Annotated in this window: 14 protein-coding genes and 1 pseudogene; 12 read left to right on the forward strand and 3 right to left on the reverse strand. The window is 66.6% G+C overall.

Features of this window, described 5'->3' with window-relative positions:
• Positions 1–443: 443 nt before the first annotated feature.
• The 3 genes from ACQKQD_RS03800 to ACQKQD_RS03810 all read left to right on the forward strand — a co-directional run bounded on the left by ACQKQD_RS03800 (position 444) and on the right by ACQKQD_RS03810 (position 2,710).
• Positions 444–2,135 (forward strand): methyl-accepting chemotaxis protein, encoded by a 1,692-nt coding sequence (locus tag ACQKQD_RS03800; protein ID WP_427507527.1) that lies wholly within the window; start codon positions 444–446, stop codon positions 2,133–2,135.
• 166 nt (positions 2,136–2,301) lie between these two features.
• Entirely contained in the window at positions 2,302–2,445 is a 144-nt protein-coding gene (locus ACQKQD_RS03805) for a hypothetical protein (protein ID WP_244435328.1), read from the forward strand.
• Positions 2,446–2,503: 58 nt separating this feature from the next.
• Positions 2,504–2,710: a hypothetical protein gene (locus ACQKQD_RS03810; protein ID WP_427507528.1), complete on the forward strand. Its 207-nt coding sequence runs from the start codon at positions 2,504–2,506 to the stop codon at positions 2,708–2,710.
• Positions 2,711–3,155: 445 nt separating this feature from the next.
• On the opposite strand, the gene ACQKQD_RS03815 is transcribed toward ACQKQD_RS03810, so the two are convergent.
• Together ACQKQD_RS03815 and ACQKQD_RS03820 are read right to left on the reverse strand one after the other, a co-directional pair.
• Positions 3,156–4,373, reverse strand: a complete 1,218-nt coding sequence (locus tag ACQKQD_RS03815) for a flagellin (RefSeq protein ID WP_427507529.1) — start codon at positions 4,371–4,373, stop codon at positions 3,156–3,158.
• A gap of 200 nt (positions 4,374–4,573) precedes the next feature.
• Positions 4,574–5,026 (reverse strand): annotated as a pseudogene (locus ACQKQD_RS03820) (transposase); the annotation flags it as partial.
• Positions 5,027–5,247: 221 nt separating this feature from the next.
• Between ACQKQD_RS03820 and ACQKQD_RS03825 the strand changes: the two are divergent.
• Positions 5,248–5,640, forward strand: coding sequence for an Ivy family c-type lysozyme inhibitor (locus ACQKQD_RS03825; protein WP_427507530.1), 393 nt, complete (start codon positions 5,248–5,250; stop codon positions 5,638–5,640).
• Positions 5,641–5,707: 67 nt separating this feature from the next.
• Here the strand turns inward: ACQKQD_RS03825 and ACQKQD_RS03830 are convergent, their stop codons facing one another.
• On the reverse strand, positions 5,708–6,016 hold the full coding sequence (locus ACQKQD_RS03830) for a hypothetical protein (RefSeq protein WP_091678191.1): 309 nt from the start codon (positions 6,014–6,016) through the stop codon (positions 5,708–5,710).
• Positions 6,017–6,186: 170 nt separating this feature from the next.
• Here ACQKQD_RS03830 and ACQKQD_RS03835 point away from each other — a divergent pair, with 170 nt between their 5' ends.
• The 8 genes from ACQKQD_RS03835 to ACQKQD_RS03870 all read left to right on the forward strand — a co-directional run bounded on the left by ACQKQD_RS03835 (position 6,187) and on the right by ACQKQD_RS03870 (position 17,257).
• Entirely contained in the window at positions 6,187–6,795 is a 609-nt protein-coding gene (locus ACQKQD_RS03835) for a PAS domain-containing protein (RefSeq protein ID WP_427507531.1), read from the forward strand.
• 846 nt (positions 6,796–7,641) lie between these two features.
• The gene (locus ACQKQD_RS03840; RefSeq protein ID WP_427507532.1) at positions 7,642–8,538 is read left to right on the forward strand and encodes a LysR substrate-binding domain-containing protein; all 897 of its coding nucleotides are present in this window, start codon (positions 7,642–7,644) and stop codon (positions 8,536–8,538) included.
• Positions 8,539–8,757: 219 nt separating this feature from the next.
• Positions 8,758–9,507, forward strand: a complete 750-nt coding sequence (locus tag ACQKQD_RS03845) for an SDR family NAD(P)-dependent oxidoreductase (RefSeq protein ID WP_091924205.1) — start codon at positions 8,758–8,760, stop codon at positions 9,505–9,507.
• A gap of 13 nt (positions 9,508–9,520) precedes the next feature.
• Entirely contained in the window at positions 9,521–10,372 is an 852-nt protein-coding gene (locus tag ACQKQD_RS03850; protein ID WP_427507533.1) for a transketolase, read from the forward strand.
• Positions 10,369–11,391, forward strand: a complete 1,023-nt coding sequence (locus ACQKQD_RS03855) for a transketolase family protein (protein WP_427507534.1) — start codon at positions 10,369–10,371, stop codon at positions 11,389–11,391. The genes ACQKQD_RS03850 and ACQKQD_RS03855 overlap by 4 nt, the downstream gene beginning before the upstream one ends.
• A 303-nt stretch (positions 11,392–11,694) precedes the next feature.
• Positions 11,695–12,711 (forward strand): TRAP transporter substrate-binding protein, encoded by a 1,017-nt coding sequence (locus tag ACQKQD_RS03860; RefSeq protein ID WP_091678176.1) that lies wholly within the window; start codon positions 11,695–11,697, stop codon positions 12,709–12,711.
• A 12-nt stretch (positions 12,712–12,723) separates the two neighbouring features.
• Positions 12,724–14,625: a TRAP transporter large permease subunit gene (locus tag ACQKQD_RS03865; RefSeq protein ID WP_427507535.1), complete on the forward strand. Its 1,902-nt coding sequence runs from the start codon at positions 12,724–12,726 to the stop codon at positions 14,623–14,625.
• Between the two features lie 757 nt (positions 14,626–15,382).
• Complete coding sequence (locus ACQKQD_RS03870; protein ID WP_427507536.1) at positions 15,383–17,257, forward strand: Hint domain-containing protein; 1,875 nt, start codon at positions 15,383–15,385, stop codon at positions 17,255–17,257.

Below are 17,257 nucleotides of genomic sequence, written 5' to 3' on the forward strand. Positions count from 1 at the left end.
ATCGCCTGGCCGCGATCGCGTCACGCCTCGGACCGTTGATGGGTCAGATACGTCAGCTGCCATGAGGCTTAAGAGGACGTCGGCTGTCTTGGAGCTTACCCCAACGCTGAATGTTAAGGATCAGGCATGCGGTGCGCCATAAGGCGACGGTGACCGCGATCAAATCTGCTACACCGATGATGATGCCGAGGCAGCCAGCCATCGAGCGTGACCTGTCTCGCGAATGCATGCTGGATACCGATATTCGCCATTAAGCATCGATTGATTGCGTTGTCGTATCTCCAGATATTCAGGTTCACACTCGTGATCTGCTCTATAATTCTATTATCGAATATGATATCGAAATCTCTGTTGCATGATCTGCATAATCAATGTATTTTAACCTTATTTTAAGTAATGCAGATTACTTTGTGTCACTTTAAGAAAGATAAAGTGGTACCTCTATGCTGCGAAACTCCAGTATCCTGATCAAGGCGTCTGTTCCGCTGCTGATCATGGCCGCAGTCGCCGCCGGTCTGGTTCACTACGCCATCGGAGAGCTCAATCTACTCGCAGGGCAAATGCGCGAGATCGTCGACACGCAGGCGGTCCGCCTCGAACGGATCTTGGCTGTCCAGGTCAACACCAACGATGCAGCGATCCAGGCGCGCAACCTTATTCTCGAAACCCGCGAGCAGGAGATGGCCGGCTATAAAGTGCGGTACGATGCGGCTGTAAAGACGTCACTCGATGCTGCGAACACCTTAGTCGCGATGGCGGACACGCCCGATCGGAAGGTCACCAACGAAACTCTCCAGAGTATTCTCAAGGAGTTCTACTCTGCTCTGGATAAATCCAACGCGCTCGGCCTCAAGAATGACAATGAAGCTGCTGCTAAGGTCCTTCTGACTGACGCTTCTGCTGCGCGCACCAAGATGCGGGATTTTGTTCAAGGTCGCGTCACGCGGCTGAACGCCGAGCTGCGCCAAGCCCGCGATGACTCCGAGCAGGCCGTCACCACGGCTAAAACCGTGCTGATCGGCGCCTCCGTGGCTGGCCTCGTCAGCGCCGTCGCGCTCTCCGCGCTGATCGTGATCTTCGGCATCACTCGCCCGCTGGGCAGCCTCGTGGGCGTGCTGCAGCGGATGGCCAAGGGCGCGGTCGACGCCGAGATCCGCGAGGCCGCCCGCGGCGACGAGATCGGCGCCGTCGGCAAGGCGGTCGAGGGCATCAAGACCATGGTCGCCCGCAAGGCCGCCGAGGAGGCCGAGGTCCGGCGCCGCGCCGACGCGGCCGCCGCCGCCGAGCGGAAGCGCACCATGGTCGAGCTCGCCGACGGCTTCGAGCGCGCCGTCGGCGGCATCGTCGGCCTGGTCTCGTCCTCGGCCACCGAGCTCCAGGCCACCGCCCAGCAGATGACCGCCACCGCCCAGGAGACCGCATCCCAGTCGACCACCGTGGCCGCCGCCGCCGAGGAGGCCTCGACCAACGTCAACACGGTGGCGGCCGCCGCCGAGGAGCTCGGCTCGTCCGTGCAGGAGATCGGCCGGCAGGTGACCGGCTCGGCCCACCTCGCCCAGGCCGCGGTGGGCGAGGCCGACCAGACCGCCTACCTCGTCCAGGCGCTTAGCCAGAACGCCGCGCGGATCGGCGACATGGTCGGGATGATCTCCGGCATCGCCGGCCAGACCAACCTGCTGGCGCTCAACGCCACCATCGAGGCGGCCCGCGCCGGCGCGGCCGGGCGGGGCTTCGCGGTGGTGGCCTCCGAGGTGAAGGCGCTGGCCGAGCAGACCGCCAAGGCGACCGAGGAGATCGCGCGCCAGATCGGCGAGGTCCAGGGGGTGACCGCGCAGGCGGTGACGGCGATCGGCGGGATCACGGGCCGCATCCGGGAGATCGACAGCGTGGCGACGTCGATCGCGGCCGCCGTCGAGGAGCAGGGCGCGGCGACCCAGGAGATCGTGCGCAACGTGGCGCAGGCCTCGGCGGGGACGAACGCGGTGACGGGCAACATCGCGGGCGTGGCGCAGGCGTCGGAGGAGACGGGGGCGGCCGCCGGCCAGGTCCTGTCGGCGGCCTCCGAGCTGTCGCGGCAATCCGAGCATCTCGGTGCCGAGGTCGCCCGCTTCCTCGCAACCGTGCGCGCCGCCTGAGGGTGGCCACGGCCGAGATCCGCGTCGTCCCGGCCCGGCCGAACGGCTCAGACCAGTCCGACCGGCTGCACGCAAATCTCGCTGCCGCGTACGCGCGGGGCGAGGATCTCGGCGCGCGCCGTACATCCAGGCCGGCGGCGAAAGGCTGCTCCAACTGAGCCGCGCGTTGGAGCACCCGATCAAGGATATGGATCTCTCGCTCCATGAGCTTGGGCTGCAGGATGCGGCCACGATCGAAGCCTTGCGAAGCTTCGTGAGCGCGGCAGAGGAGCTCGCCAACTCGACGCAGCGGTTTCCGCCCACTCTGTGACTGTGGCCGCCAATCGAAGCTGGACGCTGCACCGCCCCGTCGTCGCACGGAGGCCGCCTTGGGCGGGCTGTTGCTGATCTGTGATGACCTGACCCGGACCGGGCGCCTCGCACGTTCCCTCGGCCCCGCGCGGCGTTGCACCGTCCACGACCTGTATGACGACATCGCGCCGGCGGAGCTGCCGGACCTCAACGTCGGCGACGTCGCCGGGCTGACCTCGGAGCCGCTGCGCGCGACCGGCGCCCCGTTTCTGTTTCTCACCTAAGGCAACGCTGCCCGCGCCGAGGCCCAGGCCCGGCTCCTCGCTCCGACCGACATCCTCCCGGCCCTGTCCGTGCTCGAGCGGCTGCTGGATCGGATCGACCGGCTTCAGGACCGAACGGACTGGTGCCGACCCATACCGCTTTGTGGACAGCTGTCTGGCTGATCCCGAAAGCAGCCATCCGCCGGTCAGTCATCGACATCGGCTCAGAATGAATTGGGGTTCCTCAACATAGGGCCCTGGAGCATCTCTGGCCCTGCACTCGGCAGGCTGCTTCCAGATCTACGATTCCCCTACGTTCCGGGCAGTAGCGTTGTAACCGTCCCGCTTCTGCACGCTTTCGGCGCCCGGCAATCGATCGCAGGTAGCCGGGCGCCACTATCCATACCTTGGAATGCGTTCGCCCGGAGCCGAGCTCCGGGCGTGGTGTAGACGCTCAGGGTGAGGTTTACCGCAGGAGCTGGAGGACGCCCTGCTGGGCAGAGTTGGCCAGCGACAGGGCCGAGATGCCCATCGACTGGCGGGTCGACAGCGCCTGCGAGTTCGCCGCCTCCTGGTTCAGGTCGGCGTTGGTCAGGTTGGCCGAGCCCGTCTGCAGCACGTTGATCAGCTGCTTGGAGAAGTCCTGGCGGTTCTGAACCACCGACAGGTTCGAGCCCAGCGCGCTCGCCGCGGAATTCAAGGTCGCGTCGGCTTTGGTCAGGGTCGACAAGGTCTTGTTGACGTCGGCGTTCAGCAGGAAGTTGCCGAGGCCGTTCTGGCTCGACGAACTGTTCGAGCTGGTGATCGACGACAGGCCCAGGCCGCTGGAGGTCGCGTCGACCGAGGCGACGTTCAGGTTCGAGCTGCCGGTGTCGTTGAACTTGATGTTCATGTCATTGCCCTTGCCGGCAATGAGGTTGACGCCGTTGTAGCTGGCGTCGCTGGCGAGCTGCGTGATCTGGTTGAGCAGGTTGTTGTACTGATTGGCCAGCGAGGCGCGCTGCGTCACGCCCGAGATCGACAGGTCACTGGACACCACGGTGCTGGCGGCGGTGCCGTAGGTCGAGGCGGTGGTGGCCGAGGCGGTGAAGCCGAGCGCCGTCTGGCTGCCGGAGTTCTGGAATTCCACGTCCGCCTGAGCGTTCAGGACGATCTTGGTGCCGGTGCTGTCGGCCGAGAAGATCGCGCCGGCGCCGAAGGCACCGCTCGAAGAGGTCGAGGCCGAGCTGACCGCGGCGTTGAGCGCCGCGACGGTGGCGCTGATGCTCGAGGAGGCGGCGACCGTGGCCGAGACCGAGCTGCCGTTGATGGTCAGGAGCACGGTCGAGGAGGCGGTGCTGGCGCTGTAGGCGTTGGCGGCGGTGCCGGTGGTGGAGAGCTGGGTCGAGAGCGCCTGGCTGGCGATCGACTTGGCCTGGCTGACCAGCTTCTGGATCGAGGTGATGCCCTGGTTGGCGGCCTGGATCGACTGGATGCCGTTGGAGATGCCGTCGAGGAGCGAGTTCAGGCTCGAGGAGCGTCCGTCGAGGGCCTGGGAGGTGAAGAAGTTGGTCGGGTTGTCGAGGGCGGAGTTGACGGTCTTGCCGGTCGCGAGCCGGTTCTGGGTGGTCGACATCAGCTGGGCGGTGTCCTGCAGCGAGAGCAGGTTCTGCCGCGTCGCGGCCGACAGGGTGATCGAAGACATGGATCGCTATCTTTCTGACTCAACGCGCCGCTTTTTCGGCGGGCTCATGGACAACGGCGCTCGAAATTGATCAAGCTCGACTCGGAAACAATGCAGAAATTAAATTACCGAAGTGAACAGAAATATAACGACGCGCTTTGCCGGCGACTATACTTTTCATGGAACTGAGACACGTCGAGTCGCCCAAGGGTTGATTCTGAAGTGACGTGCCGCGTCAGGAGAAGATCGAGGGTTTCCACCGCCATGCGCAGCATCGAGCCCTCCTCGCACTTGGCCCCATTGTAGCCCACTCGCTCGCCGCTCTCGGGCAAGGAGCGCGAGGTCCGGCCGTCGAGCATGGCCGCCGTCGGCTCCGGCGTCCGACCCGCGGCGAGGTGCAGCACCGCGCGCGGATCCTCGGCCCGTTGCTCGAAGCAGCCACCTGATAGTCCGCGCTGCGCCTGCCGATACACGGCAAACCAGGGCGGCAGGTCGTGCGGCCTCAGCCGCCACGGGCAGCCGCTCCTGACGACGTGGCGCAGCGCGCTGAACACCTCCCGCAACGGGTGCTCGCGCTGACCGGCATCCTCGCGCGGCAGCGTCAGTTCGGGCGCGACTGGCGCCCGCTCCTCATCGGAAACGTCGGACGGATACGGCTCGCGGGCAGGGCTCATCCCCACCCACCCGAACATCAGCCCCAATCGGGACCCTAACAGCCTGAGAGCGCGTCTGAAGAGCAGAATCCACAATAGCCCCGCGCGGCGGTGTCGGCGGGGCAGAAGATGATGCTCTGGAAGAGCCGGAGCGGGTGTCGCATACCGCGGACCATATTGCCAAACCTGATGTGTTGGGTCCAGCAGTTGCCGGCGCCAGCGGCTGAGCTATTCTCATTCCTATGCGCACAGTCTTCGCTGTACTCAGTCTCGTCGCCGTCGGACCGGCCGCTGCTGCGGACGTCTACCTGTTCGATCTGCTGCGCCGACCCGACTACGAGCGCGTCTACGACGCGATGCTGAGAAGTGGTCCTTCAGTGCCGAAGTGGGTGGCGGCCTATAGCCGCACATTGAACGGACCGTCCCAACCTTCCAGAGAAATCAAAGCGGACGGCGAAACCTACCTGCTCGCTGACGTGTGCAAGGTCCACGACTGCCTCGACCATAAGCTTCAGGTGATATTCGCGCCGGGCGGGCGGCGCGCGTGGGGCCGGCTGTACGAGAATGGCCGCACCAGCTGGATAGGCAGCCCATCGCCGGCGCTCAGGAAGGCGGCCGATCGGATCGAATTCTGAGGCGGTCGCATATTCCACGTCGCCACGCCCCGATCGGCTCACCGGGCGGAGGGCCGGCTGTTCAGCCTCAGGCGCGCTCGGCGGTCTTCTGCACCAGTTCCAGGAGCCTGCGTCGATCCTCAGGATCACGGACCAGGTTGAAAGCGGCCAGCAACTCCGCGCACTCAGCGTCGCTGGCGACCGGGGCCACCGGAATGGCCGCGGCGGACGCTCCCGCATCGACGGCGTTCGGTGGCCTGTAGAACGCAGAGGGCGGCACCTGCACCGCTTCCGCGATACGACTCAGGAGCCGTTCCGTCCTCTGTTGCCGAAGCGTCGAGACCCCGCAGTCCTCCTCATGATGAAGGGCGCTGGGGGGCGGCGTCTTACTGCTCATAGGCCTCCGTCTCGGCGTCCCGCACGCGCCGTGTACACTGTTATACCGTTTCAAATTCTATTTGAATGCGTGTGAAGCGCAACGGTTGTGCTAGCGCAAAGCTTGCCCTTTGTGGTTGTGTCGTGCGACAGGTCACACGGGTGTGAGCGAACAGCGAGAGCAGGTACGGCGTGCCGAAGCCCCGATCCCTTGGCGGTCAGACGTGTCCGAAGGCATTTCAGTCGGCGCTCGATGAACTCGACGTCATCGGCCAGTGGGAGTGGGACGCGGCGACGGACTGCGCGCGCTCGGACGCCTTCGTGGCGCTGCTCTTCGATGTCGACCCGCAGCAGGCGGAGGCGGGCGTTCCACTGACCCAATACGTCGAAGCCATACACCCCGAGGATCGGGTGCGGGTTCTCGATCTGATCCGGCGCAGCGCCAGCGAAGGTAGCACCTTCCTGACCGAGTACAGGGTCATCTCGGTCGACCGTCAGACCCGCTGGGTTCTGGCGCGAGGCCGCTTCACCGCTGATCATCAGGGGCGACCGGTCGGTGGTGGCGGCATCCTCGTGGACATCACCTCACTGCGGATGAGCGAGGGCACTTTCGCGGAGGGCACGCGCCGCCCCGATGAAACCGCGCTCGACCAGGCCGCCGATCACGCCATCGCCGCACAGGAGGCGATTGTGGAGTTGCGAGATCCGGCTCTGAAAGCGCTGGCCGACGCGCTCTTGATATCGCTGGGCCGGAAGCTTGCGCAGCAAGAGGTGCAGGACCGGCGCCGGAAGATGAACTGATCGAGGGCGTTCTTGCCCCCTCACGACGCGGAAGCGCGCCCGACGTCACCAGCGTGTGAGGCGCGACGCGAGGCCGCTCATCGGCAGGATGGCCGGCGGCTACCACGCCATCTCCACTGACGGGTGAGCCGACGATCGATAGACTCGCGGCCGATGTACCGAATCTCGCCAGCAAGCCTCTGCCGGCTCTGCACGCTCGCTCAGACCGACGCCGCTTCTATCAGGTGAGCGGTTACCTGCTTGGCCTGTAGGTGGTCGGCTTGGTCGTCGCCACCGGGTCGTCGGATCCGGATTCGGAGAACGTCGAGTACAGCGTCACCGATACCAGTCGAGCCGAGTTCGAGGGGCAGCCCGGTCTATCCTCGTCCAGCTTGTACGGCCTCATGGATTTTCGCGCGACCGGTCCCCGGATCCGAAGCGCGTCCAGAAGGGTGGGCGTCCGGGGAACGCGACGACCGTGTCGGGCTGCCGGAGCCGGTCCTGATTGTCCGCTCAGGATGGCAATCGGATGTCGCGCTTTCGTCATGAAGCGGACGTGCTGCCTCCGGTTCGATCCTGCTGATTGGACCGATGCGCGCTGGTTCCCCGCGCGGACAGAAGGGGAAGCGGTCCGATAGGTGTTGCTTCGACCAGACACTGGCGCATCATCTCATGCGGCAGGTGCCCCTATGGAATGCCTAGGCCCTCAACCCGGAAGGCGACCGGTCATAAGGCGAGCAGGGCATCGTGACGCGTTATTCATTGTCGCGGACGCAGTCAGCGCAACAAGATCAAGCATCGTGAGGGAACTGCTCGCAAATAGGCGATATGATACTCTCATAAAATGGGAGACTTTAAGATAGCGTCATGGCTTCGGATCTTCCTTTGTCCGCGTTCCGCATCTTCGAGGCAGCGGCGCGACGTCGCTCTTTCAAGGAGGCTGCCGGCGAGCTGAACCTCTCGGCCAGCGCTGTCAGCCACGCCATGAGCAAGCTCGAGGAGTCGCTCGGCGTGCCTCTCTTCGAGCGCGTCGGGCAGGGTATCGCGCCAACGACAGCGGGAGAGGCGCTCCTCGACCACGTCAGCCGGGCTTTCGCCGAGCTGCATCGCGGGCTCGACCTGATCTCGACGCGCGGCTCGCAATTGCTGCGCCTGCATTGCGCCCCGAGCTTTGCCGCACAGTGGCTGACGCCCAGGCTGGCGGGTTTTCTGCGCGACCATCCTGGGATGGAGGTGCGACTGGCCGCAGGCATGGACTACGCGCGCTTCACCAACGACGAGTTCGATGCCGATATCGTCTACGGCCCCCCGCGCGGCGAGGGCTTGCTGCGCATGCCTCTCGGCGTTGAAACGGTGACGCCGCTCTGCGACCCGTCGCGAGCAGAGCAGATCAAGAAGCCGTCCGATCTGTTCCGGCATCCCTTGATCCAGAGCGACACGAAACTGGTGCGCTGGCCGCACTGGTTCGACAAGAACGGCCTCACGGCGCCGGCATCCGCAGCCTTGCGCTTCGACCGCAGCTTCCTGGCATTGACCGGAGCGGCCGACGGCCTCGGCGTCGCCCTGGAGTCGACGCGTCTCGCGGAACGGGAAATGACGATCGGACGCCTCGTGGCACCGCTTGCAGGTCGGTCAGTGGATATCCACTACACCGGTCACCATCTCGTCTTTCCGCCATCATCGCGACGGCGCGAACCTCTGAGGATCTTCGCGCGCTGGCTCGCTAGAGAACTGTCTGTATCGCCGAGCTCGGAGCTGGAATAGCGTTTAATGAGTTTCATTCATGTTTGAATGCAATCTTCGCGTTTGTTCATTGCCTCTCGGGCAGCCATAAGGGCGTCAACGATAGGACGCGAGGAAACGGCTCGGACGCTGACGCCCGTCAGAGCGCGGCCCAAGAGGGTGAGCTGGCTTCATGCCATGCTTTCTCCGCCTCCCATCGCAGAAGAAGCCGGGTTCGGCCGGTTTGCAGGGAGGGTCTACATGCTTCTCGAGAACAAGGTCTGCGTGATCACCGGGGCGGCCTCCGCCCGCGGCATCGGCAAGGCCACTGCCCGGCTCTTCGCGAAGCAGGGCGCCCGCGTCGTCATCCTCGACCTCGACGCCGGCCAGGCCGAGGCGGCCGCCCGCGACCTCGGTGACGGCCATCTCGGCCTCGCCTGCAACGTCACCGACCGGGGTGCATGCCAAGCTGCCGCCGATGAGACGATCGCCCGCCTCGGCTCGATCGACGTGCTGATCAACAACGCCGGCATCACCCAGCCGCTCAAGCTGATGGATGTGGGACCGGAGAACTACGACGCGGTCACCGACGTCAACCTGCGGGGCACGCTCTACATGAGCCAGGCCGTGGTCCCGCAGATGCGGAAGCAGAAATCCGGCTCGATCATCTGCATGTCGTCGGTCTCGGCCCAGCGCGGCGGCGGCATCTTCGGCGGCCCGCACTATTCCGCGGCGAAGGCCGGCGTCCTCGGCCTGCAGAAGGCCATGGCTCGCGAGCTGGGCGCTGACAGCATCCGGGTCAATTCCGTCACTCCCGGTCTGATCCAGACCGACATCACCGGCGACAAGCTCACCCCCGAGCTCAAGGTCGAGATCGCCAAGGGCATCCCGCTCGGCCGCCTCGGCGTCGCCGACGACGTCGCCAATGCCTGCCTGTTCCTGGCCTCCGACCTGTCCGCGTACATCACCGGCGCGGTGATCGACGTGAACGGCGGCATGCTGATCCACTGAGAGGGAGGACCTCATGTCAACCGAACGGCCCCACGAGGGTTCGAACATCTCGCTGGCCGACCGGGCCTACAATATCCGCCGCCACGCCCTGCTGATGGGCGAGGTCCAGGGCCAGGGCTACATCGCCCAGGCGCTCGGCATCTCCGATGTGCTGGCGGTGAGCTACTTCCACGCGATGACCTACCGTCCGGAGGATCCGGAATGGGAGGGCCGCGACCGCTTCTGCCTCTCCATCGGCCACTACGCCATCGCCCTCTACGCGGCGCTGATTGAGGCCGGGATCATCCCGGAGGACGAGCTGACGAGCTACGGCGGCGACGACAGCCGCCTGCCGATGTCCGGCATGGCCGCCTACACGCCCGGCATGGAGATCACCGGCGGGTCGCTCGGCCACGGGCTCGGGATCGCGGTCGGCATGGCGCTGGGCCTGAAGCGGAAGAACGCGAAGAGCTTCGTCTACAACCTGTTCTCCGACGGCGAGCTCGACGAGGGCTCGACCTGGGAGGCCGCCATGTCGGCCGGGTCGTTCAAGCTCGACAACCTGATCGGCATCGTCGACGTGAACGGCATGCAGGCGGACGGCCCCTCGCACGGGGTTCTCAACTTCGAGCCGCTGGCGCCGAAGTTCGAGGCGTTCAACTGGTTCGTTCAGCGGGTCGACGGCAACGACCTCGACGCGCTCGTGAAGGCCTTCGATGCCGCCCGGCACCATCCGGGTCCCGAACCCCGGGTGATCATCTGCGACACGAAGATGGCCAAGGGCGTGCCGTTCCTCGAGGAGCGCGAGCGCAACCACTTCCTGCGGGTCGAGCCGGCCGAGTGGACGCAGGCGCTGGAGATCCTGGACGAGGGGAGGGTGCATTGAGACGCTCGAAATATGAGAGGCCCGCGCCGCGCGTCGGCGGCGGCGCCAAGACCTCGGCGATGATCGCCTCGCTGGCCGCCCCGGGGCAGCGCACGAGGCCCGCCCCCTTCGGCCACGCCCTCGTGGAGCTCGCCAAGACCCGGCCGGACATCGTCGGCCTCTCGGCGGATCTGGCCAAGTACACGGACCTGCACATCTTCGCGCAGGCCCACCCGGACCGGTTCTACCAGATGGGGATGGCCGAGCAGCTCCTGATGAGCGCGGCCGCCGGCCTCGCCCGCGAGGGGTTCGTCTCGGTCGCCACCACCTACGCGGTGTTCGCGGCGCGGCGCGCCTACGACTTCATCTGCCTCGCGATCGCGGAGGAGAACCTCAACGTCAAGATCGCCTGCGCGCTGCCCGGCCTGACCACCGGCTACGGGCCCAGCCATCAGGCGACCGAGGATGTCGCGATCTTCCGCGGCATGCCGAACATGACGATCCTCGACCCGTGCGACGCGCACGAGATCGAGCAGTTGGTCCCGGCGATGGTCGCCCACCAGGGCCCGGTCTACCTGCGGCTGCTGCGCGGCAACGTCCCGCTGGTGCTCGACGAGTACGGCTACCGGTTCGAGTGGGGCAAGGCCAAGACGATCCGCGATGGCCGCGACGTGCTGGTGATCTCGTCGGGCCTGATGACGATGCGCGCCCTGGAGGTGGCCGAGGCCCTGCGCGAGGATCGGGTCGACGTGGCGGTGCTGCACGTGCCGACGATCAAGCCGCTCGACGCGGCGACGATCCTGGCCGAGGCCCGTCGCGGTGGGCGCCTCGTGGTCGTTGCCGAGAACCACTCGGTGGTCGGCGGCCTCGGCGAGGCGGTGGCGGGATTGTTGATGCGCGACGGTACCCTGCCGGAGCGCGGCTTCCGTCAAGTCGGACTGCCGGACGAGTTCCTGGACGCCGGAGCGCTGCCGACCCTTCACGACCGCTACGGCATCTCGACCGAGGCGATGGCTCGAAGCATACGCGGTTGGCTGTAGGCGCAGCCGTCGCTCGCGCCGACAAGCGACTGATCGCACCCATAACTGAGCTGAATTGAGATGATCGCGGATCTCCGCGTCCGCGATCATGCTGTGCCGTAGAAAGATTTCTCTATTCATTCGGTCGCATCGCGCGCTCCGAGCGATGATGCGCGCCTGAAAACAATTCACGAATTCAATATTCGATCAAAACAATAAAAACGCTCAGCAAAAGGGCGACCTGCACGCATGGGCAGAGGCCGGCGATCTCAAAGACCGTAGCAGGCGGGATCGCGCCACCGAGCATCATCAGGGAGTGAAATCGTGAGCACATTCAACATAAGCCGTCGGACACTTCTTGCCGGCGCCGCGGCTGTCCCGATCTTCGGCATCATCACGCGCCGGGGCGAGGCCGCCGAATTCGGCTACAAGCTCGCCACCGGGCAGGACCCGACCCATCCGGTCAACGTCCGGGCGCAGGAAGCGTGCGACCGGATCCGCGAGGCGACGAGCGGGCGCGTCGACATCAAGTTGTTCCCGGCCAATCAACTCGGCTCGGACACCGACCTGCTGTCGCAGGTGCGGAACGGCTCGGTCGAGTTCTTCAACCTCTCACACTCGATCCTGTCGACCTTCGTGCCGGCGTCCAGCCTGCCCAACACCGGCTTCGCCTTCAAGGATTACGATGCCGTCTGGAAGGCCATGGACGGGGCGCTCGGCGACTATGTCCGCGCCGAGATCGCCAAGACGCCGATCACGACCATCTGCAAGAGCTGGGACAACGGCTTCCGTCAGATCACCTCCTCGACCCGTGAGATCAGGACGCCCGAGGATCTGAAGGGCTTCAAGATTCGCGTGCCCCAAGCACCGATGTTGACCTCGCTCTTCAAGGCCCTCGACGCCGGGGCCGCGCCCATCAATTTCAACGAGCTGTACTCGGCGCTCCAAACCAAGGTCGTGGAGGGCGAAGAGAACCCGCTGCCGATCATCGCCACGACGCGCCTCTACGAGGTGCAGAAGTCCTGCAGCCTGACCGGCCACGTCTGGGACGGCTACTGGATCCTCGGAAACAAGCGCGCTTGGCAGAAGCTGCCCGAGGACCTGCGCGCGATCGTGACCAGGGAGTTCGACCGCTCGGGTCAGGATCAGCGTGCGGACGTGGCCAGGCTCAGCGACTCTCTGCGCACGACCCTGTCAGAGAAAGGGATCAGGTTCATCGATGTCGACCGCGAGCCTTTCCGTGCCGCTCTCGCCAAGACGAGTTTCTACAAGGACTGGAAGGCGAAGTTCGGTGAAATCGGCTGGAGCCACCTCGAAGCCGTATCCGGCAAGCTCGGTTGAGGGTGGGGTGTCATGCACGTCGATATCGCCGCCGCCGCCTCTGTCGAGGCAACGCCCAGTCACGGCCTGCACGGGCCCCCGCTGAGCGGTCACCCATGGCTCGGGACCGCCGATCGGTTCCTCGGTCATCTCGTCGAGATCCCGGCCGCCCTGCTGGTGCTGGCCGAGATCGGGGTGCTGCTCGCCGGCGTCGTGAGCCGCTACATCTTCCATGAGCCGCTCGTCTGGTCGGACGAACTCGCCGGCATCCTGTTCCTGTGGCTCGCCATGCTGGGCGCCGTGGTCGCCTTCCGCCGCGCCGAGCACATGCGCATGACGGCGATCGTCGCGATGACCGGACCCCGCACCCGCGCCTTTCTGGAAACAGTCGCGCTGGTGGCCGGCCTGATCTTCGTGAGCCTCGTCCTGCACCCGGCCTACGAGTTCGCGGCCGAGGAAATCTACGTCCAGACGCCGGCCCTCGATCTCAACAATGCGTGGCGCGCCGCTGCCTTGCCGATCGGCCTCGGCCTGATGCTGCTGGTCGCCGTCATCCGCCTCTTCGAAACGGCCGATTGGCGGATGACGGCCGGCGCGCTGGGGCTCGGCGTTGCGGTCGCGGGTGGGCTCGCCGCCCTCCAGCCTTGGCTGGCGGGGCTGGGCAACCTCAACCTGCTGCTGTTCTTCGTCCTCGGCGTCGGCGCGCTGGTCTTCTCCGGCGTGCCGATCGCCTTCGCGTTCGGCCTGTCGACCTTCGCCTACATCACGCTGACCACCAACGCCCCGTCGATGGTCGTGGTCGGCCGCATGGACGAGGGCATGAGCCACCTCATCCTGCTCGCCGTGCCGCTGTTCGTATTCCTCGGCCTGCTGATCGAGATGACCGGCATGGCCAAGGCCATGGTCGGCTTCCTGGCCTCGCTGCTCGGCCACGTCCGCGGCGGCCTGCATTACGTGCTGGTCGGGGCCATGTACCTCGTCTCGGGCATCTCCGGCTCCAAGGCCGCCGACATGGCCGCCGTGGCGCCCGTGCTGTTTCCCGAGATGAAGGCCCGCGGTGCCAAGGAGGGCGACCTCGTGGCCCTGCTCGCCACCACCGGCGCGCAGACCGAGACGATCCCGCCCTCGATCGTGCTGATCACCATCGGCTCGGTCACCGGCGTGTCGATCACCGCCCTGTTCACCGGCGGCCTGATGCCGGGCCTCGTGCTCGCCGCGACGCTCTGCGCGCTGGTCTGGTGGCGCTACCGCCGCGAAGACCTGAGCCACGTCGCCAGGCCGTCCGGTCGCGTCATCGGTCGCGCCTTCCTGGTGGCGATCCCGGCGCTCGCGCTGCCGTTCGTGATCCGCTTCGCCGTGGTCGAGGGCATCGCCACCGCCACCGAGGTCTCGACCATCGGCATCGTCTACGCGGCGCTGGCCGGCCTGCTGATCTACCGTCAGTTCGAGTGGCGACGGCTCTACCCGATGCTGGTGACCACCGCCGCGCTGTCCGGCGCGATCCTGCTGATCATCGGCGCGGCCACCGGGATGGCCTGGGCGCTCACGCAGTCGGGCTTCTCGGAAACGCTGGCCGTCGTGATGAAGGGCCTTCCGGGCGGCGCGCTCGGGTTCCTGTTCGTCTCGGCCTTCGCCTTCATCATCCTGGGCTCGGTGCTGGAGGGCATACCGGCGATCGTGCTGTTCGGGCCGCTGCTGTTCCCGATCGCGCGGGCGGTGGGCGTGCACGAGGTGCACTATTCGATGGTGGTCATCCTCGCGATGGGCATCGGCCTGTTCGCCCCGCCCTTCGGCGTCGGCTATTACGCCGCCTGCGCCATCAGCCGGATCAACCCCGACGCCGGCATGCGTCCGATCGTCGGCTACATCCTGGCCCTGCTGGTCGGGCTGCTCGCCATCATCCTCGTCCCCTGGTTCTCGATCGGGTTCCTCTGAGGCGATGCAACGCGATCCGGGGCGCGACTGCATCCACTGGGAGGCAGTCGCTTCCTCGTCGGGGGACTGTCCGATCAGCGCATCCGGGGAGGTGCCGCAGACCCGCGAGGCCGCACGGCCCGACCGAAGAGGGCAGTGAGCGCGGCCTGTCGCTCATCGGTCGCCCTGGACAAGGCCACGTGCTGGATCGGATCGCCGCTTGCCCCCGCGATCGCGTGCGACTGCGCCGGCTCCTTCCAATGCACGCGCGTTCTGGCCCGGAAGATCGGAGCTGCAATGGCTTGCGGGCCGGCATCGATCGCCTGCCTGAACAGCCTCTACGGCGACAGCAGGGGCGGACCCGAGGCTCATCGCGCGGCGACGTCCGAGCATCCGGTCGAGCATCACCCAGCGTTCCGATCCGCTGGCCGCGATGACGCGGTAGAGGCCCCCGCCGTCACCGGCCCTCCAGCCCGTCACGGCCGTTCCGTGCGGCGCCTCGATTGACCGTCAGCCAGTACGGCCGCAGCCGCGCGGCGCCGTGACTGATTTGCGCCACGTGGCCGATACGGTTAGTCAGCCTTAACCGTGTCGTCTTTGCCTGCTCGATGGCGCGACGCGACCGGCGGGCGTTCAGGCGATGGCCTGTCGCAGCCGATGCTCACTTCGTCCGCGCGACACGCAGGACATTATTAACTATTCGCGGATTGCTTGTTGGCAATCTTGATTTGACAGCGCGCCACGTCCGGCGAACCAGAATGGTGATGAGACGGCGTCGATGCTTGATCTGACGGGCTATCGCCTGACCTATGACGACGAGTTCAACGCGCGCAGCATCTCGCAGAACGGCGTCGGGACGACCTACCGCGATATTCGCGCCGAGTGGCGGTACGACGCCAACTCTGACATCGGCTTCGGCCGGTCCTCGTTCCTCGATCCCGGGTCCGGTTACGATCCCTTCAGCGTCCAGAACGGTGTCCTGACGATCACGGCGGCGCCGCCCGGGACGAGCGCGTCCGGCTATCCGGGGAGTTGGCAGTCCGGGCTCATCAGCACGCAGGGCAACTTCTCGCAGACTTACGGCTACTTCGAGATCCGCGCGGATTTCTCCAACAATCCCGATGCCTGGGACGCCTTCTGGCTGCTGCCGAATCAGCAGAGCCCGCAGTCGAGCAGCGCCAACGGGCACCAGGAACTCGACGTCGTCGAGCATTACGGAAACAACGACCGCGGCGTCTACAGCACGATCCACACGACCGACCCGCAGCCGCCCGGAACGACCTGGCAGCAGACCCGCCAAGTCTACAGCGAGATGCCCAATCCCAACGGGTATCACACCTACGGCATGAACTGGCAGGCCGATCGCATCAGCTTCTACGTGGACGGTCAGCTCGTCGGTTCGCAGGCGACGCCGTCCGACCTGCACAGCCCCATGTATCTGCTGGCCAACCTGGCCGTGCAGAGCACGGCGACGACGGGCACCCGCTTCAGCTCGAGCATCGACTATATCCGCGTCTACTCGAACAACTCCAACGCGGTCGCGGTGCCGCAGGACCGCGTGTCGTCGCCGGATGGCCGGGATCCGGGTTTGTACGGGGCGACGGCCGGTCTCCGGTCGGGCGCCGGCGCGGCCGGAGCGCAGCCGGGCGCGACCGGGTCGAACTCCGGTTCGACGGCGCCTGCATCGGGCGCCAACGGGTCGAATGGATCTTCTCAATCGTCCTCGGGGACGGCTCAAGGGACCGCGGCGCCGGGAAACGCCCCGTGCTACTGCACCGGCACGTCCATCAGGACCGACCGCGGCGACGTCGCTGTCGAGCGGCTCGCGGTGGGCGACAGGGTCGTCACGGCCGCGGGCCTGCATCGGCCGATCCGGTGGATCGGTCGCCGCACCTATCCCGGATCGTCCGCCCCGCCGACCGAGCGGCCCGTGCGCATCCGGGCCGGCGCGCTCGACGACCGCGTCCCCGCCCGCGACCTGCTCGTCTCGCCGGACCACGCCGTGTGGCTGGACGGGCTGTTCGTCGCCGCCGGCCACCTCGTCAACGGAACCAGCATCACCCGCGGTGAGCGCGTGATCGATCTCACCTACTGGCATATCGAGCTCGACAGCCACGACCTGTTGCTGGCGGAGGGCGCGCCGGCCGAGAGCTTCCTGCCCGCTCCCGGCCTCCGGCGGCTCTTCGACGGCCGCGATCCGGACGACAGCGCGATCGGTCCGCAGGCCTACGCGCCGCGCACCGCGCTCGGTCCCCAGCTCGCTGCCCTGCGCAGGCGGCTGATCCGTCGGGCCGGCGCGACGTCGCGTCCGGGCGCCGTGCGGGCGTGGCTGGATCGCTGCGCGCTGCGCGCGGACGGCGCGCTGCGCGTGGCCGGCTGGGCCCACGACGCCGCGCAGCCCGACGCCCCCGTATGCCTGGACATCGTGGTCGACGGGACGATCGTGGCGGTGACGGTGGCGGCGGAGTACCGCGCCGACATCGCGGCGGCGGGCGTGGGCGACGGCCGGCACGGATTCGACCTCGGCGTCGAGGCGCCCCTCGCTCCCGGTGTGCCGCACGTGGTCGAGGTGCGTCGCTCGATCGACGAGGCGGTCATCTGCGCCATGGCCGCGGACGCGGCGGGCGTGTGGCGGCCCCTGCTGGCCGCCTGA

It is taken from the genome of Methylobacterium sp. NPDC080182 (assembly GCF_050281105.1).
Taxonomy (GTDB): domain Bacteria; phylum Pseudomonadota; class Alphaproteobacteria; order Rhizobiales; family Beijerinckiaceae; genus Methylobacterium.